Source organism: Streptomyces sp. NPDC050759 (assembly GCF_044456945.1).
Lineage (GTDB): Bacteria > Actinomycetota > Actinomycetes > Streptomycetales > Streptomycetaceae > Streptomyces.
This window is the reverse complement of the sequence record NZ_JBITGI010000002.1, coordinates 491,867-514,734: the sequence shown is the minus strand read 5'-3', so window position 1 is coordinate 514,734 and position 22,868 is coordinate 491,867. Positions and strand designations below refer to the sequence as shown.

Below are 22,868 nucleotides of genomic sequence, written 5' to 3'. Positions count from 1 at the left end.
GGCAGTCGGTGCGTGCAGATGGGTTTGCCCGTGGGGAACGTCGGCCCAGAATGACCCCCATGAGCAGGCACGCAGCCACCTTTCGACCGCCGGCATCCCCTTCGACCCATCTGTTCGGACGTGAGGGTGAGGTGGCCGCTGCCCGCCAGCTGTTCTCTTCCCACCGCCTCGTGACGCTCACCGGTCCCGGCGGGGTGGGCAAGACCTCGTTGGCTGCCGCGATGGCGACCACACTCGAACGAGCTTTCACAGAGGGGACGTGGTTCGTCGAGCTGGGTGCTCAACGGAGCTCGGACACCATCGCCGAAACGGTGGCGACGAACCTCGGGCTGAGTGCCGTACCGACCATGGAAGCCGAGGAACAACTCCGCCGTCATGTGGCGGGCCGCTCGATGCTCCTGGTTCTGGACAACTGCGAGCACGTCCTCCCGGGATGCCGACGACTCGTGACCGCACTCCTCGCCGCCTCCAGCGAGCTGCGGGTGTTGACCACCAGCAGAGAGCCGCTGAGGATCAGGGATGAGCGTGTGATCGTCGTCCGCCCCCTGCCCGTTCCTCCCCAGGAGCGGGACGTCACCGTGGGTGAGCTGCGCGACTATCCGGCCGTGGCCATGCTCGAAGCCCGCGCCAAGGCCGTCAACGATCAGTTCGAGATCACCGAGTACGAGACGTCGGCAGTGGCGAAACTGGTCGCTCGCCTGGACGGCATGCCGCTGGCCATCGAACTCGCCGCCGCGCGACTGCGGTCCCTGCCGGTGAAGGAGCTGCTGGACCGCATCAACGACCGATTCGCGCTCCTGAACCGGGGCGACCCCACCGCGAGTCCGCACCACCACTCGCTCGACGCGCTGGTGCGGTGGAGCTACGACCTCTGTTCCCGGGACGAGCAGCTGCTCTGGGCGAGGATGGCCGCATTCAGCGGCAGCCCCGATCTTGCGGCGATCCAAGCCGTGGGCGGTTTTCCGCCCCTGGAAGGCGCCAAGCTCATCGACGCACTCGACGGCTTGGTCTCCAAGTCGATCCTCCTCCCTGAACTGACGCGGGGAGACATGCGCTACCGGCTCCTGGAGACGCTGCGCGATTTCGCCCTGGAGCGCGCCCAGGGGAGTGAGGACCTCGTCCACGCTCGGAGTGCGCACGTGGCGTACTACCGGGCGTGGGCGACGCACACCGCGAGTAATTTCTTCGGCCCTGGCCAGGCCGATGCTGTGCAGCGGTTGGAATCCGATTTCAGTAACCTCGAGCTGGCCTTCAACGATCTCTCCCGGGACCCGGGTCGCTCCCGTGAGGTGTTGGAGTTCGCATCAAGCCTTCGCTTCTACTGGATCACCGGCCATCTCCGTGAGGGCCGACGTTGGCTGGAGAGGGCACTTGCCGCGGACACGACCGAATCCGTCGAACGCGGCAACGCGCTCTGGATAGCGGCGGCGGTCATGGCCATGCACGGGGAACTGCCCAGGGCCCAGAGCTTCCTGAGAGAGGCCGACGAGATCGCGCGCTCGACCGAGGACCGGAGGCTGGCTGCGCACACGGCCACATGGAGAGGGCAAACCGCCCTGACCGCAGGGGATCTCGACGCCGCCCAGGAAGCCTTGGAGGCGGCATACAGAGGTCACACGGACCTGTCGGACGCAGAGGGGCAGCTCATAACCCTCTTCCTGCTCGGGATGGTCAAGAGTGTGCTGGGAGACCATCAGGGGGCGTCGGACGCCTGCCAGGAAGTCGTCAGCCTCAGCGAGAGCCTGGGCGAGACGTGGGTGCGCTCCTACGCTCTGTGGGTGCTGGCGTTCGACGCCTGGACGCGTCAGTCCTTGGACGTCGCGAATGAGCTGGCCAAGCAGAGCCTCGAGCTCAAACACGACTTCCGGGACGACCTCGGCACGGCGCTCGTCATCAACCTGATGGCCGGCATCGCCCTGGACAACGGCGACCCTAGGAGGGCGGCAGAACTGCTCGGGGTCGTCGCAGCCATGTGGACCCTGCTCGACACCGGACTCAAGGCCTTCGGGCCCGTGCTGGTCTCGCGGTACGAAGCCATTGAGCGCGCCGTACGAGACCGGCTGGGAGAAGGTGCGTTCCAACGCATCCACGAGATGGGGCGGCGCCTGGAGCCAGCCAGGCGCATGAGCCTCGCACTCGGCGGTGCCGCCGGCGCACCGGAGGACCAGGCAGGCGCAGTGGCCGAGCTCGATCTGCTCACTCGAAGGGAGAGGGAGGTCGCGTCACTGCTGGTGGAGGGTCTCAGCAATCGGGCCATTGCCGCAAGGCTTGTACTTTCCCCGAGAACAGTCGAGGTCCACGTCGAACACATTCTTCACAAGCTCGGCTTCCGCTCGCGCACCGAAGCAGGCGTATGGGCGGCCCAGGTGCTCGGAGGGTCGTCATGACGTAGACGCCCTTGGCTCCGATCGCGAGGTCCATGGCGCCGCAGACCGCGGGGATGGCGTCGCGCTCGCCGGAGTGCCGGTTGGCGAGGCACAGGGCGCCAGCACGATGTCGAACCTGACGCGCGCCCAGTCATGGTCCAGCGGGCGGTCGTCGGGGGTCGGGGTGCCCGCGGGTTGCTGCACGAAGTCCTTGACCAGTGACTCCTTCACGCCGAAGACGGCGTCCGTGCCGAGCAGCTCGTCGCCGCGCACGAAGATGTGCGTCACCAGTCGGCGGGTGCCCGGCGCGGTCACCATGAAATGCAGGTGCGAGGCGCGCATGGGCGACCGGCCGGCAGCGGCGAGCAGTCGGCCGACGGGGCCGTCGTGCGGGATCGGGTACGGCGTGGGCGTGATCGCCCAGAAGCGGTAGCCGCCGTCCTCGTCAGTGAGGAGATGGGCCCGCGCGGCCACCCGGTCGTCGTCGTACTGCACGTCGTAGAGGCCGTCGTCGTCGGCCTCCCATACGTCGATGCGCGCGCCGGGCACAGGTTTGCCCTCGGAGTCGGTGACGGTTCCCTCGACCCAGCACGGCTGCCCCTGGGCGCCGAAGGCGATGTCGCCGCCGTTGTCGACGCGTGGCGAGCCGTCGACGAAGAAGGGCCCGAAAACGGTGGCCTCCGTGGCGTCGCCGTACACCTCGTTGTTCATGGCGATCGTCTGCATCGAGACGCCCAGCACGTCGGAGAGCAGGATGAACTCCTGCCGCCTGTCGTCGGTGATGTGGCCTGCCTCGGTGAGGAAGTCGATGCCCGTCTTCCACTCCGCCTCGGTGAGCCGGACCTCGCGCAGAAAGGCGTGCAGATGCCGGACGAGCGAGCGCAGGACGTGGTCGAGCCGGGGATTCTCGCAGTCGTCGAACGAGCGCAGCACGCGCTGGACGAGGTCGTCCTCGCGGGCACGCTGCTCTGTGGAGAGTTCCTGGGGCAACGTCATCGGGACTCGCTTCCCTGGTTCCTTGTGTGTCTTCATCACGGGATTCATGACTGGCATTCGAGGACGAGGTCCCTTCTGGCCAGTGATCCCTGTGCGTCCATCGTGCGAGGCGCCCTGTGCGAGGGGAACTGGCGGGTTGTTGAGGAGTCCTATGCGTCAGATGCATGAGAGGCCGGGAGGGACAGACGCGTACGCGCCCTCTTGGTCAAGCTGTTCGACGGCGGCGTCCCTGTCGGAGAAAGGGGCGGCTCAGTCGGCCGACTCCCCGTTCTCGTCCACTCCGAAGAGCCCGGCGAACCTCCCGGCGACGGGTGTCACGATCCCGTCCTGCCTTCGCACAAGGCCCAGAGGCAGGTCGGGCCAGCCCCCGGCGACGGGGACCCGGTCCACGCCGGGGTGGTGCGCGGCCATCTCGTCGCTCATCACCGATACGCCGAGACCCGCCGCGACCAGTGTCACCGCGGTCTGCACCGTCGGGACGGGGATGATCTTCGTGGGACTCCCGCCCACGGAGGTGAAGCGGTCGTCGATGAGCCGCGAAAGGCTTCGGGCGCCTGGCAGCCTTCTGGGCAGGATCCACGTCTGGTCCCTCAGGCCGACAAGGGAAAGGGGCTCCGAGGCACCGAGATTCCAGCTTTGCGGCGCGATCAGCGTCAGCGGCAGCGTCGCGACGACGTCGACGGTGAAAGCGACGTCGCCGATGGGCTGCAACGGCTCCTGGGGCAGAACGGGAATCACGGCGAGGTCCAGGTAGCCGTTGGCGAGGTTCTCGAGCTGAACCCGCGGTGGTGCGTCCATCAGTTCGAGTGACACCCGAGGGTGCGCGGAAAGGAACGATGCGACGCGTGTGCTCACGACCCGCCACAGCCCCATGGGCTCGGCTCCGACCCGCAGTTCCCCTTCGAGCCCTTCACCCATCGCCCGCAAGGTCGCGGACAGCCGCTGCTCCTCGGCGATGAGCCGTCGGCCTGCGGCCTGCAGGTAACGACCGGCCGGAGTCAGGGTGACGCCGCGCGGCAACCGGTTCAGCAAGGGCACGCCGAGCTCCGATTCGAGCTTCGCCATGGCCGTACTGAGCGGCGGCTGGGAGAGGTGCAGTGCCTTCGCCGCCTCGGTGATGGATCCGGCGTCCGCCACGGCGAGGAAGTACCTGATGTTCCGCAGATCCATGCGCGGAGTGTATCGAAGCGCCGAACAACCAACATTGGACCAATGGCTGCCTCTCCAGCAAGGTGACGTGAGGCTCGCGGTCCGTAGCGGCCGGTGGCTTCCAGAGCTGGAGGACAGGTGGCAGAGGAACAACAGGTGATCGTCGCAGGGGCCGGGCCGACCGGGCTCCTCAACGCACTCGGCCTGGCGCAGCAGGGCGTCGTCGTCACCGTGGTCGAGCGTGCGTCGGCCCTGCAGGACGCGCCACGGGCGATGGTCTACCACTGGGCCACACTCGATGGTCTGGCTCGTCTGGGTGTCCTCGACGACGCGCTTCGGGCCGGGTTCCTGAAGCAGGACTATGCCTACCGGGTGCGTCGGACCGGCGAGATCATCGCGTACGGACTGCACGCGCTCGAGGGCAGGGTGCGGCGGCCCTACAACCTGCACTTGGGGCAGGGAGCGCTGGCCCAAGTGATCCTGCGGCACTTGGAGACGTTCGAGAACGCCCGCGTGCTCTGGGACCACGAGGTCACCGCGGTCACCCAGGACAGCGACGGGGTCGAGGTCACCGTCCGCACCGAGAGCGGCGGCAAGGTCCTGCGCGCCCCCTGGCTCGTCGGAGCCGACGGCGCCGGCTCCAGGGTTCGTGTCGAGGCCGGGCTCGGTTTCGACGGCATGACATGGCCCGAGCGGTTCGTCGCGACGAACGTGCGCTTCCCCGACGCCCGCCCGGGCTGGGCGCAGTCGACGTTCTATGTCGACGACGTCTACGGCGCGATCATCGCCAAGATCGACGAGTCGGGTGACCACGGCCTGTGGCGCTACACCTACATGGAGGATGACGCGCTGCCCGCCGAGTCCGCGGCCGAGCGGCTCCCGAAATTCCTCGCCGGCGTGTTCGGGGAGGACATCGCCCCACACACGGAGCTGGTCGCGCTCTCGCCGTACCGGATGCATCAGCGCAGCGCGTCCGCCTACCGCGCGGGCCGGGTACTGCTCGCCGGCGACGCGGCGCACGCCACCAATCCGACCGGCGGCCTCGGACTGACGATGGGACTGTTCGACTCCTACGTCCTGAACGAGGCACTCGGCGCGGTGATCCAGCAACGCGCCGATGAGGGCGTCCTCGACGTCTACGCCGACCTGCGTCGCCGCGCCTTCCTGGAGAGGGCGAGCCCGCGGGCCTCCGCGAACAAGCGACTGCTCTTCCACTCCGCCGATCCGGTCAAGCTCGACCAGGACCTCGAAGTCTTCCGGCGGATGTCACGCGACCCCGAGTTCGCCGCGGAACGCCTGTACTTCACAAAGGAGTTGGAAACCCCCTCCCTGCTCGCCGCCCGGACCCGTCTCTGACGTGTCTGACGACAAACGAAGGAATTCGGCATGAACCCCCTCGACGGACTCCTCGTCGTCTCCCTCGAGCAGGCCGTCGCCGCGCCGTTCGCGACGCGTCAGCTGGCTGATCTCGGAGCCCGAGTGATCAAGATCGAGCGTCCCGGCGCCGGCGATTTCGCCCGCGGCTACGACGAAACCGTCCACGGGCTGGCGAGCCACTTCGTCTGGCTCAACCGGTCGAAGGAGTCAGTGGCGCTCGACCTGAAGAGCGACCACGGCAGGTCGGCCGTTGCGGCCCTGGTGAGCCGGGCCGACGTCTTCGTCCAGAATCTCGCCCCTGGCGCGGCCGAGCGGCTCGGGCTCGGCGCCGATGCGCTCCGAGCCGTCAACCCCCGCCTCATCCACGTCTCGATCTCCGGCTACGGCGGCGACGGACCCTATGCCGACAAGAAGGCGTACGACCTGCTCGTCCAGTGCGAGGCCGGCCTGGTCTCCATCACCGGCACCCGGGACGAGCCCTCGAAGGTCGGCATCTCCATCGCGGACATCGCCTCGGGCATGTACGCGTACAGCGGCATCCTCTCCGCACTCATCCAGCGCGGTCGGACCGATGAGGGCGTCACGATCGAGATCTCGATGCTGGAGGCGCTCGCCGAATGGATGGGCTATCCGCTCAACTACGCCCTGTACGGCGGCACGCCGCCCGCGCGGACCGGGGCGCGACACGCGGCCATCGCTCCGTACGGGCCGTTCCGTTGCGGGGACGGCGAGCAGGTCTTCCTCGGGCTCCAGAACGAGCGCGAGTGGGCCATGTTCTGTGAGCGGATCCTCGGCGAGCCGACCCTCGCCGTCGACCCGAGATTCGTCCGGAACTCCGCGCGAGTGGAGCACAGCGCGCAGCTGCAGGCCGAGATCGAGCGGGCCTTCGGTGACAGCACTGCCGAGGAGGTCGCACAGCGGCTCGAGACCGCGGGTATCGCGAACGCCCTGCTGAGGGACATGGCCGGCCTGGCGCATCATCCGCAGCTCAAGGCTCGAGGACGGTGGCTGGAGTACGACTCACCGGCCGGGACGCTACGAGCGCTCATTCCGCCGGCGACGTTCGTGGGCGCGAAGCCGGTCATGGGCCGGGTTCCGGAAGTCGGCGAACACACCGATGCCGTACTTGCCGAGTTCGGAGCACTGCCGTCGGCAGAGCTCACGGACAGCCGCCGTTAGGTGCGGGTGGTCAGCATGCCGCACACGCATCGGAACAACGTCGTACAAGCGGCGAGGTCGTTTCTCTTCGTGCCCGGCGATCAACCGGCGCGCTTCGACAAGGCGGTCGACTCGGGCGCAGATCTGGTGGTGATCGACCTCGAGGACGCGGTCGCGGGAGACCGCAAGGACAGCGCGCGCGCAGCAGCGGTCGAGTGGCTCTCGCACGGCGGTCGTGCATGCGTGCGGATCAACGACCCGTCGAGCCCGCTGTACGGCACCGACCTGGACGCCCTTGCCGACATTCCCGGCCTCGTGGCGGTCATGGTTCCGAAAACCGACTCGCCGGAGTCGTCGACGGCTGCCGCCGAGTGGGCCGGCGTACCGGTGATCGCCTTGATCGAGTCGGCGGTCGGCATGGTCCGCGTCCATGACATCGCCCGCACCCCTGCGGTCGCCCGCCTGGCCTTCGGGCACCTCGACTACGCACTCGACCTGGGCGCCGACCCCGGGTGGAGCGCGATGCTCCACGCCCGGTCGTCCCTGGTACTCGCATCGAGGGCGGCTGCGCTGCCAGGCCCCGTCGACGGGGTGACCACGGCGCTGGACGACGCCGAGGCCCTTGACGGGGATCTGAGACGGGCGAAGGAGACCGGCTTCACGGCGAAGCTCCTCGTCCACCCCAAGCAGGTGGAGCCCACCCACGCCGCGTTCCGGCCCGACGAGGAGGCGGTCCGCTGGGCCCGCCGTGTCGTCGCGTCCGCCACCGGGAGCAGCGCTGCCCGCGTGGACGGACACATGGTGGACGCCCCGGTCCTCGCACGGGCCAAGGCCATCCTGCAGCGAGCCGGCTGACACCCGCACCGGCGTACCGGTGGTGCAGCACGCCGGGCCCGTGGGGCTGCGCACACCTTCATGCACCAGATGAATCACCGGGCGAACATTCCCGGCCTCGTCAACTCCGGCTCCGGCCAACATCCTTTGTTTACAGGCGATGTCCGTCTTGTGACAGGCAGGAGAAGCCATGTCCCTCACCACCCAGCGCCCCAGCGACCTCGACCGGAAGCGCTTCTTCATCGACGGAGAATGGGCCGCCCCGAGCGGCGACCGCGTGCAGGAGCAGATCGAGGCCGCCACGGGTGAGCGCATCGGTGTGGCCGCGCTGGGCACGGAAGCGGACATCGACGCCGCCGTCCGCGCCGCCCGGCGCGCACTGGACGAAGGCCCGTGGGGTCGTACCACCGCGGCCGAACGTGCCGAGGTGCTGCGCAGGTTCGCGGACGCGCTCGAAAAGCGCGCCGGGGACACCTCGACCCTGGTCAGCCGCGAGAACGGAATGCCGATCGGGCTCTCGCAGATGCTGAACGGCGGGGCGCCCGCCGTCCTCCTGCGGATCTACGCCGACGTCGTCGAGAGCCTTCCGCTGGAGGAGGCGCGACCGAGCATGGCCGGCTCGACGATCGTCCACCGCGAACCGGTCGGCGTCGTCGGTGCGATCACACCGTGGAACTTCCCGCAGGCGCTGGCCATGTTCAAGATCGCACCCGCGCTGGCCGCCGGGTGCACGGTGGTGCTGAAGCCCTCGCCGGAGACCGCGCTCGACTCCTACGTCTTCGCCGACGCCGCCCAGGAGGCCGGGCTGCCCGCAGGCGTGCTGAACATCGTGCTCGGTGACCGTGATGCCGGCGCCGCGCTCGTGTCCCACCCGCTGGTCGACAAGATCGCCTTCACCGGGTCCACCGAGGCCGGCCGGGCCATCGGCCAGGAGTGCGGACGACTGATCCGCCGGGTCACCCTCGAACTGGGCGGCAAGTCGGCTGCGATCTTCCTCGAGGACGGGAACGTCGAGACACTCCTCGCCGGCCTGGACAACGCCTCCTTCCTCAACAACAGCCAGACCTGCACAACCCAGTCGCGGATCCTCATCGCACGCTCCCGCTACGACGAAGTCGTCGACGCCGTCGCGGGTTTCGCGGACGCGTACCGGCTCGGAGACCCCCTCGACCCCTCGGTGACGCTGGGTCCGATGGCCACCCGTGCGCACCTCGAACGGGTCCTCAACTACATAGAGATCGCCAAGAACTCGGACGCCCGACTCGTCACCGGCGGTGGCCGGCCGGATCACCTGGACCGGGGATGGTTCGTGCAGCCCACCGTCTTCGCCGATGTGGACAACGCCGACCGGCTCGCCCGCGAGGAGGTGTTCGGCCCGGTCATGGCCCTCATCCCCTTCGACGACGACGATGACGCGGTCCGGATCGCCAACGACAGCAACTACGGTCTCGGCGGCTCCGTCTGGAGCGCCGACGAGGACCGCGCGCTGGCCGTGGCACGGTGCGTCCGAACCGGCACCATCGGGCTCAACTACTACACCCTCGATCTCGGCGCGCCGTTCGGCGGCTACAAGGACTCGGGCATCGGCCGTGAGCTCGGTCCGGAGGGGATCAACGCCTACCTCGAGTACAAGTCGGTCTACGCCTCGACGAAGTACCTCCCGGCATGAGCCGGACACCAGGAACAACACGAGAGGAAGGGCAGTGATGACGAGTCCCGTCGAGGTCGTCAACGCCTACTTCGCCTCGGTCACCGCGGCCGATCCGCAGGCCGTGGCAGCCCTCTTCGCCGCGGACGCCGTCCTGCAGAACGCCGCCGGCACGCTGACCGGTGCCGACGCGATCAGGCGGATGTACGAGAACGGTCTCGCGCCCGGTGCGATGAAGCCGGACCCCAAACGGCTTGTCGTCGATGGCGAGAACGTCGCTGTCGAGATCGACCTGATCGCGAACGGGAATTCCGTGGCACTCGCCGACTTCTTCACCGTCCGCGACGGGAAGATCGCGCGTCTCGCCATTTACAGCCTCACCCCCACCGACGGACGTCTCTTCGACAAGGTCGGCGTCGACCCCGACGCGGCGTGATCTGACGCCCCGCCGTACGGCGCGTTTCCCCACCAGTTCACAAGGAGAACCATGAAGGTCGCAGTATTCGGCCCCACTCGGCGGGTCGGTGTGGTGCACGAAGGTTCCGTCGTCGACATCAGCGCCGCGTACGCGAAGTACCTGGCCGAGACCTCTTCTGCCGCCCGGCCACTTGCTGACGCAGCCGCAGCAGTCCCCGCTCAGCTCAACGCGTTCATCGAAGAGGGGGCTCGTGCCCTCGACGGTGCACGGGCCGCACTGGAGTACCTGCTGAAGCAGGCGCAGGACGTGCGTGGGGTGACAGGTGAGCAGCTCTGGTTCGGACTTGACGAGACGCGGCTGCACGCCCCGATCGAGGGACAGTCCCGCATCCTGTGCGCTCTGGCCAACTTCGCCGACCACATGCAGAGCGCGGCCGAGAACTCTCACGGCGAGGACACCGAGGCGACCATCAACCGTCTCCTCGCGGGAGGACCCAAGTTCTTCGTGAAGGACCACCGTGCCGTCTCCGCGAGCGGCGATCCGCTGCGCTACCCGGCACGCACCCAGCGGCTGGATTACGAGGCGGAGGTGGCCGTCGTGATCGGCAAGAGCGGCCGCGACATCAGGGGCGATGATCTTGCCTCCCATGTGTGGGGCTACACCCTGTTCAACGACTGGTCGGTGAGGGACAACGTCTCCTTCGGCCCCGACTTCATGTACTCGAAGAACTTCGACGGCTCCGCGACGATCGGACCCTGGATCGTCGTCGACGACGGTATCGATCCGCAGGACATCCCCATCGAATGCCGGGTCAACGGCGACGTGCGTCAGAGCGGCAACACGCGTTCCATGGTCCACTCCTTCGCCGCGCTCGCCGAGCATCTCTCCAGGGACACGACCCTGTTGCCCGGTGACCTGATCGCCAGTGGCACGCCCAAGGGCACCGCCGTCGACTCCAGCCGGCAGGGGCCCGACGGATCGTTCCCGGACACGCTGTTCCTCAAGCCCGGTGACGTCGTGGAAGTCTCCTCCGCCCTGATCGGCACCATCCGCAACGAAGTCGTCAAGCCGACCGGCTGAGGAGACCAACATGACCACGCAGAAGTTCCAGGTCGGCGGCGTCCTGTACGACCGCCCCTTCAAGATCCGGCGGCTCAACCACTTCGGCGTCAGCGTCGACAACACCGCCGAGTCGGCGGCGTTCTACCGGGACGTGCTCGGATTCGCGGTGTCCGACGCCCTCGATCTCCAGAAGTACGACCCGGGCCCCTGGCTCGACTCGGTGCCCGACAAGCACGTCTACTTCCTGCGCCACAACAGCGACCACCACACCTTCGTGCTCATGCCGCGCCCGTGGATCGAGCACCGGGAGCCGCCGGCCCGTTCCGACATCACCGTCAACCAGATCACCTGGCAGGTCGGCGGCCTCCGCGAGGTCGTCGAGGCGCGGCTCTGGCTCGCCGAGCTCGGGCAGAAGATCGGGCGCTACGGCCGCGACCCCGGGTCCAACTGGCACACCTACTTCCCGGACCCGAGCGGCCACACCAACGAGCTGGAGTACGGCATCGAGCAGGTCGGCTGGGACGGCCTGAGTAAGCCCGAGGTGACGTGGCCGTGGCTCAACGAGCATCCCGAGCTGCCGTACAAGTCGGAGTCGACCGAACTCGCCGAAGCCCGCACCGAGGGCATCGATCTGACGTCGGGTCACCGCTGGGTGGATGAGCTGCCGAAGACGTACGACGTCGGCGGTGTTCTGCTCGCACGACCGTTCAAGCCGGTGCGGATCGGACCGGTGAGCATCTTCGTCGAGGACCTCGATGCGGCGGAGCGCTTCTACACCGAGCGGCTCGGCCTGCGGACGAGCGAGGAGTCCTCGATCGCCGGCCACCGCGTCCTGTTTCTGCGGGCGAACACCGAGCACCACAGCCTGACGCTCCTCCCACTGGAACTGCGCAGCGTGCTCGGCGCGCGCGAGGACAGCACCTTGCTCACCTTCGGTGTACAGGTCGGTTCCTACGAGCAACTCCGCGCGGCGAAGGGGTTCCTGGAGGAGAAGGGCGTCAAGCTCATCGACCTGCCGCAGGAGATCCACGCGGGGATCGACTACGTGATCCACGCGGTCGCCCCCGACGGGCACGTGATGCAGCTGTACTACTACATGGAGCAGGTCGGCTGGGACGGCCGCGTACGGCCCGTGGACGAGCGCCGGAAGGTCCAGGCCGGCGTGTGGCCACAGACGCTGACGCCGCTGTCGGACACCTACGGCGGCGAGACCTTCTGGGGACCGCTCGGCTGACGCACTCCGCCGTGCCATCCGTCGCTCATGACGCGCTACGAGAGAGGTCCTGTTGCCTAAGATCATCTTCCACCATGCCGGAGGCACGACGGACATCGTCGAGGCGGATACCGGTGTCAGTGTGATGCGGGCGGCCGTGCAGAACGGCGTGGCCGGCATCGTCGGTGAGTGCGGGGGGCAGGCGATGTGCGCGACTTGCCATGTCCTCGTTCGTGATCCTTACGTGAGCGAGCTGCCGCCCATCGGTGAGGACGAGGAAGAGATGCTCGACTGCACGGCCAGCCCGCGCGACGGGCGACGCAGCCGCCTGGGGTGTCAGCTGACGCTGGGCGTGGATCTGCAGGAGGTCGAGGTCGATGTGCCCGGATCCCAGGTCTGACCCTGCCGGGCGCCGCGTGGTCGTCATCGGTGCCGGACATGCCGGGGTCCAGGTCGCGGATGCGTTGCGCGAGGGCGGCCATGTCGGTCCCATGGCCCTCGTCGGCGACGAGCCCGTCCTGCCCTACCAGCGTCCACCGCTGTCCAAGGAGTACCTGTCGCCCGCCGGGACACGGACGGCGCCGCACTTGCGGGCGCAGCAGTACTTCGCAGACCACCGCATAGACCTGTACATCGGTGTCACCGCGGCCACTGTGGAACTGCGATCGCGAGCCGTTCGGCTCTCCGACGGTCGCGAGTTGCCCTACGACGTCCTGGTGCTGGCCACTGGGGCGGCCAACCGCACGCTCGCCGTCCCAGGATCCGACCTGGCGGGTATCCATACGCTGCGTACCCTCGGCGACGCCGACACCCTGCGTTCGGCCCTGTCCCAAAGCCGGGCAGTGCTCGTCGTCGGCGCCGGATTCATCGGCCTGGAGTTCGCCGCGGCGGCCCGCAAGCACGGGCTTCGGACCACCGTCCTGGAGGCAGCGGACCGCCCCCTGGGCCGAGCGCTGTCCGCGGAAATGGCAGCCCACCTCACGGCCGCACACCGGGCGGCCGGCACCGATCTACGGCTCGGTGAGGCGGTCGCACGGTTCACCGGCGACGGCGGTCGCGTGAACGGTGCCATCAGCACAACGGGCGCAAGGTACCCGGCCGATCTGGTACTCGTCGGTATCGGCGTCGTGCCGCGGGTCGAACTCGCCGTCCAGGCCGGCCTTCCGGTCGCGGACGGGATCGTCGTCGACGAGTATCTGCGCACCGCCGATTCTGCGGTCTACGCCGTCGGTGACTGCGCCAACCACCCCAACGTGCACGCCGGTGTCCGGATGCGGGTGGAGTCGGTACAGAACGCCACCGACCAAGCTCGCCACGTCGCCTCGATGATCCTCGGTGGCACTGACGCCTATGCGGACTTGCCCTGGTTCTGGACCCACCAAGGTGAGCTGAAGCTGCAGATCGCCGGCGTGCGCCGGCCCGATGACGAGAGTGTCGTGACCGGTGATCCCGACGCCGGCCGTTTCTCGGTCTGCTGCTACCGGCGGGGCCGCCTCGTCGCTGTCGAATCGCTCAATCGTCCCGCTGACCACGTCGCGGCGCGGCGCGTGCTGACGGCCGGTCGCTCACCAGAACCCGGACAACTGCGCGATCCGGGGTTCAGCCTCAAGGAGTTCGCCCGGGGAGACCATGGCGGCCCGCTGAGTACCCGCACTTCCTCCGAGGAGCTCCCATGACAATGACGTCGCCTTCTCCTGTGCCCAGTGCGGACTGGGTGGACCCCGTGGTGATGTCCGCCGATCCATACCCGACCTACCGCCGTTTGCTCGACGAATCTCCGGTGGCATGGGTCCCCCCGCTGAACCTGTATCTGGTGACCTCGTCCCGGGCGTGCCGGGCCATCGAAGAGGACCAGCAGACCTACAGCGCGAAGCCCACCGGGGACGGCGGCACCATGGCCAGGGCGGTGGGCGCCCGGCCGATGCTCAGCAAGGACGACCCTGACCACACGACCGAGCGGCGAGTGATCAACCCCACCCTGCGGCCCAAGAACCTGCGCGCCCGCTGGGCCCCGGTGTTCGAACACAACGCTCGCACTCACCTCGCCGTCCTGCGCGAGCAGGGCCCCGACCAGGCCGAGCTCAACCGCGACTACGCTGCCCCCGTCGCCTCGCAGAACCTGATCGACCTGCTGGGATTCAAAGACGTCGACATCGAGGACATGCGGCGTTGGTCGAACGCCTTCGTCGCGGGCATCGGCAACCTCTTCGACGATCCGGAGATCTGGCGGCGTAACGACGAGGCCCGCGAGGAGGTCGATGCCCTGCTCGACGAACTCATCCCTTACTACCGGTCCCACCCGGACGACACGATCGTGTCCGCGTTCGCCAACGCAGAGCTCCCGCTGCCGCAGGTCATCGCGAACATCAACCTGATCATTTCCGGAGGCATGAACGAACCGCAGCACGCGATCACGAGCTCGGTGTGGGCTTTGAGCCGCCATCCCGGCCAACGCGAGCGGGCGCTCGCCGATCCGGCCCTGTGGCCGGCGGTCTTCGACGAGACCGTACGATGGCTGTCCCCGATCGGGATGTACCGTCGGGTGACGACGCGTGAGGTTGTGCTAGGGGATGTGACGCTTCCGGCGCACGCACCGATCGGTGTTGTCGTCGGCGCGGCCAATCGTGACCCCGCCGAGTTCGAACGCGCCGATGAGTTCGACATCACCCGCCCCCGACAGCCGCACCTCGCTTTCGGCAGCGGCGTGCACCTGTGCGCCGGTCACTGGGCCGCCCGCATCGGCATCGGGGAGATCGCGATACCGTTGCTGTACACGGAACTTCCGGGGCTCCGCACCGACCCGCGTCGCCAAGAGGCATGGCACGGCTGGTTCTTCCGCGGGCTCACCACACTTCCGGTGACCTGGAACTGAGCGGGTGCAGCAGAGGCACCCCGGTCGAGTCTCCTTCGTCTACTGCTGGCGCGTAGCCTGCTCGCCGGAGACGGCATGCACGGTCGCGGCCGCGTCTCTCACTCGACAGCGTCCCCTGCCCAGGCCGCGCGCAGCAGCGCCTCGAGGGCGGCTCGGGTCACCGGGCGGGGGTTGGACGGCGGGACGGCCGGGAGGATGATGCCGGCCGCCTCGGGGATGGCCTCCTCCTTGAGGCCGAGCTCCCGCAACGACATCGGGGCCTCGACCTCCTGCCGGAGTGCGTGGATCCCGGCAGCAGCGGTGCGGCCGTCGCCGATGGCCGCGGCGATGCGTTCGGCGGCGTCAGCGGCGTACGGGGCGTTGAACGCCGTGACGTAGCCGATGACTACGGAGTGCGTCTCGGCATGCGGCATGTTGTAGGTGCCGCCGAGCGCGTGGCAGATCTTGTGGTGCATTCCGGAACCCGCCGAGGCAAACGCGACCGCAGCGAGGTAGGCACCGTAGAGCGTCTGCTCGCGGGCCCCGATGTCGTCCGGGTCGGCGTGCAGGGCGCGCAGGCCGGGGAAGAGGGCGTGCAGTCCCTCCGATGCCATCGCCTTGTTGATCGGGTCGTGCCGGGGTGCCCAGAACCCGTCGACGGCGTGTGCGACCGCGTTGAGGCCGCTGGAGACGGCCAGTTGTCCGGGCAGGCTCGCCATCAGGGACGCGTCGTGGACGATGACCTTCGGCAGTACCTTGTCGTCGACGCCTGTGGTCTTGCGCCCGCGCTCCGTGACGCCCCACACGTTCGTCGCCTCGGAGCCGGCGAAGGTGGTCGGTACTGCCACGATCGGCAGGTGGGCATCGCGGGCGACGATCTTCGCCAGGCCGATGGAGGAGCCGCCGCCGATCGTGACGACCGCATCGGCCTGGTGCTCTCGGGCAAGCGCGACGGTTCGCGTGGCGTTCTCGACCGGCACATGCTGGACGATCTCGTGGACCCGCGCCACGACGGGGGTCCGTTCGGCGATCGCGTCGCAAAGCGCCATCGCGAACGTGTCCGCGATGAGCAGTACCCGCTTCGCGCCGAGGCCCTGAACCGCGGCCACCGCGTTGGCGATGGCGGCATTGGTGCCGAACAGCACCCTCTGGCCGTGCGTCGTGTGATCGAACGAGAGCGTCATGGCGTTGTCCTCCGGGCTCGGCCGTCACTGCGCACAAGCCAGTCCCCGAGGCGTGCTGCGACTGCGGCCGGGTCTTCGAGGGGGGAGAGGTGGCCGATCCCTTCCAGCACATTCAGCTCCGCAGCGGGGATCGAACTCGCCATCTCCTCGCTCAGCCGGAGTGGAGTGATCACATCGGCATCACCCGCGACGATCAATGTGGGCACCGCGATCTTCGCGATCTCCGATGTGCGATCGCGACGGTGCAGCACCGCGAGTTGCTGTGCCTTGAAGACCTCGGCGCCGAGGTCGCGAGCCATCGCGGCCGCGAGGGCGGTCACATCGGGGCGGGCCGGCGCGACGGCACCACTGACCAGATCCACCGCCTCGTCGAACCGGCCGGACTCGGCCAGTTCCATGACGCCGATCGAGCTCTGCCTGCGGTCGGGTGGTGCGGCGATCGCGGACGTGTTCAGCAGCGCCAGTCCCGCGACCCGCCCAGCCGCTTTGAGCGCGATGTCCAAGGAGACATAGCCTCCCATCGAGATCCCGGCCAGGTAGAACCGGTCCGGTGCCTGGGCGAGTACGTCGTCCGCCATGGACGCGATCGAGGTCCCGCTGCCTTGAACGACCACGCATTCCACGAGGTCGTGGACCCGGTCTATGACCGGCTGCCACAGCCGGGCATCGCAGCCCAGAGCGGGCACGAGGACCAACGGATACTGGAGCACGGGCCTGCTCCCTTTCTTGTTCTTTTGATACGTGACGGTTGCGGGCAGGTGCGAGGCTTCCCAAGGGCGGGGCACTAGGAGGCGGCACCGTCGACGCTGAGGATGGTGCCGGAGGTGAAGCCGGCGTCCTCGGAGACCAGATAGGCGACGGCCGAGGCGATCTCATGGGCCGTACCGGCTCGACCGGCCGGTATCGCCGCCCGGATGGCGGCCTGGTCGGCGTCGGGGAGTGCGTCGAACACCCTCCTCACCCGGCCCTCCTCGGGCAGGACGAGCCCGGGGGAGACCGTGTTCACGGTGATCCCGCTGCGGGCGAGGTCCTTGGCGAGTTGCCTGGTGAAGCCGTTGATCGCCGCCTTGGATGTGGCATACGCAAGCCGCGCGCCGACGGTCCCGGACGGGCCGGAGAGGCCACGTGACACCGCGGACGAGAAGTTGACGATCCGGCCGTAGCCGTTCCGGCGCATGATCGGGACGGCGTACCTGCAGCACAGGAACGCGCTCGTGACGTTGTTGTCCAGGACGGTGTGCCAGGTCTGCGACGACAGGTCTTCGATGTCGCGCACCTGCTCGGTCCCGCTGCCGCCCGCGGTGTTCACGAGCACGTCGACGCGCCCGAGAGCGGCGTCGATCTCCCCGAACGCGTCCGCGACGAGTTCCTCGCTGGAAAGGTCGACCGGGATCGTCGTGACCGTGGTGTCCGCGAACCGGCGCTCTATCTTCTCCCTGGTGTGTTCCAGGCCCTCCTTCTGCAGGTCCAGGAGGGCGATCGCGTATCCCTCACCGGCAAGCCGGAACGCTATCGCTGCCCCCAGTCCCTGGGCCGCCCCTGTGATGACCGCTGTCCGCCGGTTCGCCACGTCACCCATCACTGATACTCCTCGCTGAAGACTGTTGAGGGCACGAACTCGCCGACGGCCTGCCAGCTCAGTTCCCGGCGCAGGCGCGCGCGCAGCTTGACGAACTCGGCGCGCCGCTCGAAGGCCAGCACGCCCGTCACCGCCTCGCCACGCCGGTAGAGGAAGAGCGAGCCGTCCTCGGCGCGGCTCTCCACGATCTCCTCGTCGCCGGTCAGATGACCTGCGAACTGGATGCGGACGCCGTGCTGGTCCGACCAGAAGTACGGCACGTTCGTGAAGCCTTCGCCCTCGCTCCCGCGGATGAGCTTCACGGCGTTGATTCCCGCGGCGCGTCCTTGCTCGGCGGCGCTGGTCCAGTGCTCGATCCGCATCACGGTGTCGAACCGCGCGTTCGGCCAGCGGGCGATGTCGCCGGCGACGAACACGTTGTCCGCCGCCCGGAGAGTGGCATCGGCCAGGATCCCGTTGTCGAAGGTCAGGCCGGAGTCCCGGAGCCAGTCGATCGACGGGCGCACGCCGACACCGACGACGATCACGTCGGCGGGAACCCGCGTGCCGTCGTCCAGCACCAGCGAGCGGCACCCTTCGTGCTCGCTGACGTCCACGACACCGCAGCCCAGGAACAGGCCGACGCCCGCCTCCCGGTGCAGTGCCGCGTAGGCCTCGGCGACCGGCTCGCCGAACCGCCCCAGCGGCTTTGCCGCCAGGTCGATGACGGAAACGGTCCGGCCCGCCTTCACGAGCGTCGAGGCGAACTCGCCACCGATGAAGCCGGCTCCGACGATCGCGACACAGGCCGCCGGATCGGCGACCGCCGCACGCAGGGCGGTCGCGTCCTCGAAGCGGCGCAGCGCGTGCACGCGGGAACGACCGGCGAACAGTGGCGGGATCACCGGCTCGCACCCGGTCGCGATGACGAGCGCGCGATACGTCAGCGTTCCGTCCGGCAGGAGGACGGTGTTCGCCTTCGTGTCGAGCGCCTGGGCACGGGTGTTGAGTCTGAAGTCGACCCCCTGGTCGCGCAGGCCCGCGGCGAAGGGATAGACGAGCGCGTCCACGTCGAGCCGGTCGTGCAGGGCGACTTTGGACAGCGGCGGGAGCTCGTACGGCAGGTGCGGCTCGTCGCTGATGACCGTGACGCGCAGCTCCGGGGCGTGTCGCGCGACGGCTTCCGCGGCCCGCAGGCTTGCGGTCGATCCGCCGACGATGGCGACATCGGTGGTGGATGCGGTCACGGTCTCAGACCTCCGTGAGGGTGCTCACGGCGGCGACGGTTCCGTCCGCGCCGCGTGCCTCGGCACCGCGCTCCAGCCCGTCCGCGCCGGGGACGACCGTGATGGTCTGCGGCTTGGTCAGCGGGGAGACAAAGCGGTAGCCGAAGGTGCGGCCCCGCAGATCGATGCCCTGGCGGCGGAGGTGCTCGCCCGTCATGAGCGCCAGCAGGGGCCCGTGGATGACGAGACCGTCGTATCCCTCCCGCCTGCACCAGCCCAGGTCGTAGTGGATGCGGTGCCCGTTGTAGGTCAGCGCCGAGAACCGGAACAGCAGCCGTTCGTCGACCGCGAGGGCCAGCGCCGGCCCCGCCGGGGGTGTCGTCGTCGCGGGCGGCGGCGGCAGCGCACCGGAGCCGGGAGCGCGGTAGACGATGTCCTGTTCCTCCCGGATCACCAGTTCGCCGTCCTGGAAGATTTCCTGGAGGACGGTCGTCAGCGTCAGTGGCCCGGTCCTGCCCACCTTGTCGACGGATCGCTTGACCGAGGTCACCTTGGTCGCGGGCTGCCCGATCACGAGGCGGCCCAGCGTCGTCACCCGGCCGCCGCCGAACATCCGTCGGCGTCCCGGGCCGGGAGGCGCGGGGATTCCCGTCGCGGAATGGCCGTCCTCGCCGAGTTCGCGTTCCGGGCCACGCTCCAGCAGGTAGATCCAGTGCCACAGCGGGGGGACCGGGTCTCCCGCCGCGTGCGGGATCTCGATGTCCAGCGCGGCCGCCAAGGCCTCCGTCGGCTCGGACGCGATGACCTCGGTCCGCTCGACCGTTCGCGTCCCCTCGCTCGTGACCATGTCATTCTCCTTGTCTTCCGGCGCGAAGAGCGCGCAGGAGCTCCGACAGGTCCGGAGCGTCGTCCAGGTTCTCCACCGCACGCACCAGGTCTCGCGCGACCTCGTGTCCGTAGGGCGCGAGCACTGCCTCCGCCTTGTCCACGACCTCCGCGTGGGAGAGCGGGTTCTGCGCCGACCCTCTGGCGGTGGTGGGGTTGCCGGCGGGGAGCGTCACCGTCTCGCCGTCCATGAACTCCACCGCCAGCCGCGGCCCGTCCTCCAGTTGGATGCTGCTGTCGACGTGCATCGAGATCTTCTGGAACGTGGCTCGGATGCCGGGCTCGTCGATGCGGGGCGGGTCGAACTGGTCAAGCCCGACGCTCCTGTTGTGCAGAGCGATCGTCACGGCGTACGGGAGGCTGAACTGTGCGTCGAACACCGTCTGGATGGGGTCGACCGACAGCATGTTCACCGCTGTCTCCCCGGCCGTGATCGAGATGTGCCGCACGTGTTCGGGCTTGATGTCCCGCTCCTGGATGAGAGCGAGCACCGTGTCGATCGTGGAGTGGCTTCCGCGGCAGCAGGCGTGGGGCTTGATGTACGCGGTCGCGACGTTGAAGTCGGCGCCGAGGTCGTGCAGTGCCTGCTCCGCGTGTCCCTGCCCGCCGTTGTAGACGGCGAACAGGCCGCCCCACTCGGCCTCGAAGATGCGCCGTGGGCCGGTGATCCCGGCGCGCGCGAGCAGCGCCGCGTCGACACCCGTCTCCCCGGCCTTGCCGGGATGGATCCGCTTGGTCCACGCGCCGTCGTCGATGAACGCCCAGACGCCGCCCGTGAACGATCCGGCGATGCCGAGCGCGTCGGCGAAGCGCTCGGCGTCCAGGCCCAGAACCTTCGCGCCGGCGGCCGCAGCGGCGAAGCTGCCCATGGTGCCGCTGGAGTGCCAGCCCCGGTCGGTGTGCGCGGCGAAGCCGCCGAGCGCCTGCAGGGTCCGGTAGCCGATGTCGTACCCGGCGACCGTCGCCGCGATCAGCGCCCGCCCGTCGGCCCCGGTCGCCTCGGCGACGGCGAGGGCCGCCGGCAGCACGGTGGAACCCGCGTGGCCCGGTCCGCCTCCGTCGTCGAAGTCGCGCGCGTGCGCCGACGTCCCGTTCGCGAGGGCGGCGTGCGACGGCGGGAGCAGGAACGGTGTCCCCCAGACGAGGCTGCCCGCCCCGGTCTGCTGCACGCTGGTCAGGGCGGCCCTGACCCGCCGCGCCTCCTCGGTGCGCGCCCCTGCGAGTGCCACCGCCAGCGTGTCCAGGATGTTGTCCTTGACCCGTCCGACGACCTCGGCCGGGATCTCGTCGAACGGCAGGCCGGCCCAGTGTGCGGCCAGACGTTCCGTCAGCGACCCTTCGGTGTCCGTCATCACGCCCCGCCTACGACTTGAGGTCGACGGTGAGCGACTTCACGAGCCACCGGCCGCCGGCCTGCCCGATCTCGGTGTCCTCCTCGACCACGACGGCGTTCGGACAGTGCTCGACCAGGTAGCTGACGACCTCTTCCATCTCGACCTTCGCAAGCCCCTGCCCGAGGCAGTTGTGGCTGCCTGTGCTGAAGGTCAGCGGCTGGTTGCGCTCACGTTCGAGCAGGAAGTCCGACGGGCTGTCGAAGCGCGCCGGGTCGCGGTTGGCCGACCACACCGCCACGTGGACGTCCGAACCGGCGGGAATGACGGTCCCGTTCAGCTCGACGTCCTCGGTCGCGATCCTGCTGATGACCCCGGGCCGCGGGTACAGCCGAAGCACTTCGGCGACCGCGGCCGGGATCAGCGCCGGATCCTCGACCAGCCGCTGCCAGACCGCCCGGTCGCGCAACAGCGTCCACACGACGAGGCCTGTCTGGTGCGTGGTGTTGACGGAGCTCGCCTCGAGCATGGCGGCCGCTTCGTTGAAGAGCTCCTTCTCGGAGAGCTTGCCGGCGTCGTGCTGGGCGATCAGGAACGAGAGCATGTCGTCGCCCAGGCCCTGTGCACGCTTGCGCGCGACCAGGTCCTCCAGGTAGGCGAACAACTCGTCGTACGCGCCGACGATCACCGGTGTGAGGCTGGGGTCGCGGTTCAGCAGCGACAGCGTCCGCTCCGAGAGGCTCGCGACCTTGGGGGCGTCCTCGACCGGTGCGCCGGCGAGGTGGCAGTACACCCGCGCGGGCAGGCGCCGGTCGACGGCACTGTGGAAGTCGACCGGCACGGACGGGTCGAGGTCGGCGGCGAGGTCCTGGATGATCCGGCGCAGGGCGCCGCGGATGTTCTCGACGGTCGCCGGTCCCATGAAACGGGCCAGCGGCGTGCGCAGCCGGAGGTGACGCGGGCCGTCGGCCATGAGCAGGCTGTGGGCACGAAAGTCGTGCACCGGACCGTCGGTGATGCCGAAGTCCTCCATCAGCTTGAGCGCGGCGTTCTGGAATCGCTTGTCGCGCAGCACGGAGGTCGCGAGCTCGAAGCTCAGGACGGTGTAGCCGGCCGAGCCGAGCGCGAGGGGGCCCTCGGTCAGGGCGCCGCCCGGGTGCGCGAGGGCATCCGGGGAGAACGGTTCGAAGTGCGGCAGTGTCGTGGTCATGAGCGTGAGATCGCCCCCAGCGGACAGCAGAGGATGACTTCCTCCAGCTCGTCCGCACGAGCGTCCCCGACTTCGGTGGTCAACTGCTCGAGCAGGCCGTTCTCACCGATCCGGAACACGTCCGGCATCAGTGCCGCACAGGTGCCGTTGGCGTCGCACCGGGCGAAATCCACTGTGACCTCGACCATCGCGGGACTCCTTTCTCGCGGAGCCCTCCCGGTGGAACGGTCCCGGTGGATCGGTGTCGCGCCAAGAGGGGCGGGCTCCAGCTGTGCCTCAACACTGAGTCAGGCCACGGCATCTGGCAAATATCAAAAGTTTTCCTCATCCATACAGCAGAGGTATGGGATGGGATCCGTGCCGGGGACCCTGCATCTTGGAAGAGTCAGAATTCAGCCGACG

21 protein-coding genes are annotated in these 22,868 nt (G+C 68.8%); 11 read left to right on the top strand and 10 right to left on the bottom strand.

Annotated elements, in window-relative coordinates; translation table 11 throughout:
- The first annotated feature begins 59 nt into the window (after nt 1–59).
- The gene (locus tag ACIBJB_RS08205) at nt 60–2,387 is read left to right on the top strand and encodes an ATP-binding protein (RefSeq protein ID WP_398927747.1); all 2,328 of its coding nucleotides are present in this window, start codon (nt 60–62) and stop codon (nt 2,385–2,387) included.
- On the opposite strand, the gene ACIBJB_RS08200 is transcribed toward ACIBJB_RS08205, so the two are convergent.
- Nucleotides 2,382–3,362 (bottom strand): intradiol ring-cleavage dioxygenase, encoded by a 981-nt coding sequence (locus tag ACIBJB_RS08200; protein ID WP_398927745.1) that lies wholly within the window; start codon nt 3,360–3,362, stop codon nt 2,382–2,384. The genes ACIBJB_RS08205 and ACIBJB_RS08200 overlap by 6 nt on opposite strands.
- 249 nt (nt 3,363–3,611) lie before the next feature.
- Nucleotides 3,612–4,532, bottom strand: coding sequence for a LysR family transcriptional regulator (locus ACIBJB_RS08195; RefSeq protein ID WP_398927743.1), 921 nt, complete (start codon nt 4,530–4,532; stop codon nt 3,612–3,614).
- A 117-nt stretch (nt 4,533–4,649) separates the two neighbouring features.
- On the opposite strand from ACIBJB_RS08195, the gene ACIBJB_RS08190 reads away from it, so the two are divergent.
- The 10 genes from ACIBJB_RS08190 to ACIBJB_RS08145 all read left to right on the top strand — a co-directional run bounded on the left by ACIBJB_RS08190 (nt 4,650) and on the right by ACIBJB_RS08145 (nt 15,093).
- Nucleotides 4,650–5,867 carry an FAD-dependent oxidoreductase gene (locus ACIBJB_RS08190; RefSeq protein ID WP_398927741.1) on the top strand — a complete coding sequence of 406 codons (1,218 nt, stop codon included), beginning with the start codon at nt 4,650–4,652 and terminating at the stop codon, nt 5,865–5,867.
- A gap of 30 nt (nt 5,868–5,897) precedes the next feature.
- Complete coding sequence (locus ACIBJB_RS08185) at nt 5,898–7,067, top strand: CaiB/BaiF CoA transferase family protein (RefSeq protein ID WP_398927738.1); 1,170 nt, start codon at nt 5,898–5,900, stop codon at nt 7,065–7,067.
- A 15-nt stretch (nt 7,068–7,082) separates the two neighbouring features.
- The gene (locus ACIBJB_RS08180; protein ID WP_398927736.1) at nt 7,083–7,901 is read left to right on the top strand and encodes an HpcH/HpaI aldolase/citrate lyase family protein; all 819 of its coding nucleotides are present in this window, start codon (nt 7,083–7,085) and stop codon (nt 7,899–7,901) included.
- A gap of 169 nt (nt 7,902–8,070) precedes the next feature.
- Nucleotides 8,071–9,549, top strand: a complete 1,479-nt coding sequence (locus tag ACIBJB_RS08175; protein ID WP_398927734.1) for an aldehyde dehydrogenase — start codon at nt 8,071–8,073, stop codon at nt 9,547–9,549.
- 37 nt (nt 9,550–9,586) lie between these two features.
- On the top strand, nt 9,587–9,964 hold the full coding sequence (locus tag ACIBJB_RS08170) for a nuclear transport factor 2 family protein (protein WP_398927732.1): 378 nt from the start codon (nt 9,587–9,589) through the stop codon (nt 9,962–9,964).
- A 51-nt stretch (nt 9,965–10,015) separates the two neighbouring features.
- A complete protein-coding gene (locus ACIBJB_RS08165) occupies nt 10,016–11,026 on the top strand; it encodes a fumarylacetoacetate hydrolase family protein (RefSeq protein WP_398927730.1) in 1,011 nt (336 codons plus the stop codon).
- A 10-nt stretch (nt 11,027–11,036) separates the two neighbouring features.
- Nucleotides 11,037–12,242, top strand: coding sequence for a VOC family protein (locus tag ACIBJB_RS08160; protein WP_398927728.1), 1,206 nt, complete (start codon nt 11,037–11,039; stop codon nt 12,240–12,242).
- Nucleotides 12,243–12,294: 52 nt separating this feature from the next.
- Complete coding sequence (locus ACIBJB_RS08155) at nt 12,295–12,621, top strand: 2Fe-2S iron-sulfur cluster-binding protein (protein ID WP_398927726.1); 327 nt, start codon at nt 12,295–12,297, stop codon at nt 12,619–12,621.
- 16 nt (nt 12,622–12,637) lie between these two features.
- Complete coding sequence (locus ACIBJB_RS08150) at nt 12,638–13,897, top strand: NAD(P)/FAD-dependent oxidoreductase (RefSeq protein ID WP_398927724.1); 1,260 nt, start codon at nt 12,638–12,640, stop codon at nt 13,895–13,897.
- Between the two features lie 104 nt (nt 13,898–14,001).
- Entirely contained in the window at nt 14,002–15,093 is a 1,092-nt protein-coding gene (locus ACIBJB_RS08145; protein ID WP_398927722.1) for a cytochrome P450, read from the top strand.
- A gap of 98 nt (nt 15,094–15,191) precedes the next feature.
- Here ACIBJB_RS08145 and ACIBJB_RS08140 read toward each other — a convergent pair whose 3' ends face one another.
- From ACIBJB_RS08140 to ACIBJB_RS08105, 8 genes are all read right to left on the bottom strand, one after another.
- Nucleotides 15,192–16,256 carry a maleylacetate reductase gene (locus ACIBJB_RS08140; protein WP_398927720.1) on the bottom strand — a complete coding sequence of 355 codons (1,065 nt, stop codon included), beginning with the start codon at nt 16,254–16,256 and terminating at the stop codon, nt 15,192–15,194.
- Entirely contained in the window at nt 16,253–16,966 is a 714-nt protein-coding gene (locus tag ACIBJB_RS08135; protein ID WP_398927718.1) for an alpha/beta fold hydrolase, read from the bottom strand. Before ACIBJB_RS08135 ends, ACIBJB_RS08140 begins: the two co-directional genes overlap by 4 nt.
- A gap of 74 nt (nt 16,967–17,040) precedes the next feature.
- Nucleotides 17,041–17,835, bottom strand: a complete 795-nt coding sequence (locus ACIBJB_RS08130; RefSeq protein ID WP_398927716.1) for an SDR family NAD(P)-dependent oxidoreductase — start codon at nt 17,833–17,835, stop codon at nt 17,041–17,043.
- Complete coding sequence (locus ACIBJB_RS08125) at nt 17,835–19,061, bottom strand: NAD(P)/FAD-dependent oxidoreductase (RefSeq protein ID WP_398927714.1); 1,227 nt, start codon at nt 19,059–19,061, stop codon at nt 17,835–17,837. Before ACIBJB_RS08125 ends, ACIBJB_RS08130 begins: the two co-directional genes overlap by 1 nt.
- 4 nt (nt 19,062–19,065) lie before the next feature.
- The gene (locus ACIBJB_RS08120) at nt 19,066–19,887 is read right to left on the bottom strand and encodes a mesaconyl-C4 CoA hydratase (protein ID WP_398927712.1); all 822 of its coding nucleotides are present in this window, start codon (nt 19,885–19,887) and stop codon (nt 19,066–19,068) included.
- A gap of 1 nt (nt 19,888) precedes the next feature.
- Nucleotides 19,889–21,277 carry an MmgE/PrpD family protein gene (locus ACIBJB_RS08115; protein WP_398927710.1) on the bottom strand — a complete coding sequence of 463 codons (1,389 nt, stop codon included), beginning with the start codon at nt 21,275–21,277 and terminating at the stop codon, nt 19,889–19,891.
- A 10-nt stretch (nt 21,278–21,287) separates the two neighbouring features.
- Nucleotides 21,288–22,466: a cytochrome P450 gene (locus tag ACIBJB_RS08110; RefSeq protein ID WP_398927708.1), complete on the bottom strand. Its 1,179-nt coding sequence runs from the start codon at nt 22,464–22,466 to the stop codon at nt 21,288–21,290.
- The gene (locus ACIBJB_RS08105) at nt 22,463–22,654 is read right to left on the bottom strand and encodes a ferredoxin (protein ID WP_398927706.1); all 192 of its coding nucleotides are present in this window, start codon (nt 22,652–22,654) and stop codon (nt 22,463–22,465) included. The genes ACIBJB_RS08110 and ACIBJB_RS08105 overlap by 4 nt, the downstream gene beginning before the upstream one ends.
- Nucleotides 22,655–22,868: the final 214 nt, after the last annotated feature.

Bases quoted from the DNA above. Each gene is read 5' to 3' on its own strand.
- ACIBJB_RS08195 (WP_398927743.1), bottom strand. From the start codon at position 4,532: ATGGATCTGCGGAACATCAGGTACTTCCTCGCCGTGGCGGACGCCGGA.
- ACIBJB_RS08205 (WP_398927747.1), top strand. From the start codon at position 60: ATGAGCAGGCACGCAGCCACCTTTCGACCGCCGGCATCCCCTTCGACC.
- ACIBJB_RS08140 (WP_398927720.1), bottom strand. From the start codon at position 16,256: ATGACGCTCTCGTTCGATCACACGACGCACGGCCAGAGGGTGCTGTTC.
- ACIBJB_RS08160 (WP_398927728.1), top strand. From the start codon at position 11,037: ATGACCACGCAGAAGTTCCAGGTCGGCGGCGTCCTGTACGACCGCCCC.
- ACIBJB_RS08115 (WP_398927710.1), bottom strand. From the start codon at position 21,277: ATGACGGACACCGAAGGGTCGCTGACGGAACGTCTGGCCGCACACTGG.
- ACIBJB_RS08130 (WP_398927716.1), bottom strand. From the start codon at position 17,835: ATGGGTGACGTGGCGAACCGGCGGACAGCGGTCATCACAGGGGCGGCC.
- ACIBJB_RS08175 (WP_398927734.1), top strand. From the start codon at position 8,071: ATGTCCCTCACCACCCAGCGCCCCAGCGACCTCGACCGGAAGCGCTTC.
- ACIBJB_RS08170 (WP_398927732.1), top strand. From the start codon at position 9,587: ATGACGAGTCCCGTCGAGGTCGTCAACGCCTACTTCGCCTCGGTCACC.
- ACIBJB_RS08105 (WP_398927706.1), bottom strand. From the start codon at position 22,654: ATGGTCGAGGTCACAGTGGATTTCGCCCGGTGCGACGCCAACGGCACC.
- ACIBJB_RS08120 (WP_398927712.1), bottom strand. From the start codon at position 19,887: ATGGTCACGAGCGAGGGGACGCGAACGGTCGAGCGGACCGAGGTCATC.
- ACIBJB_RS08165 (WP_398927730.1), top strand. From the start codon at position 10,016: ATGAAGGTCGCAGTATTCGGCCCCACTCGGCGGGTCGGTGTGGTGCAC.
- ACIBJB_RS08180 (WP_398927736.1), top strand. From the start codon at position 7,083: ATGCCGCACACGCATCGGAACAACGTCGTACAAGCGGCGAGGTCGTTT.
- ACIBJB_RS08110 (WP_398927708.1), bottom strand. From the start codon at position 22,466: ATGACCACGACACTGCCGCACTTCGAACCGTTCTCCCCGGATGCCCTC.
- ACIBJB_RS08200 (WP_398927745.1), bottom strand. From the start codon at position 3,362: ATGACGTTGCCCCAGGAACTCTCCACAGAGCAGCGTGCCCGCGAGGAC.
- ACIBJB_RS08185 (WP_398927738.1), top strand. From the start codon at position 5,898: ATGAACCCCCTCGACGGACTCCTCGTCGTCTCCCTCGAGCAGGCCGTC.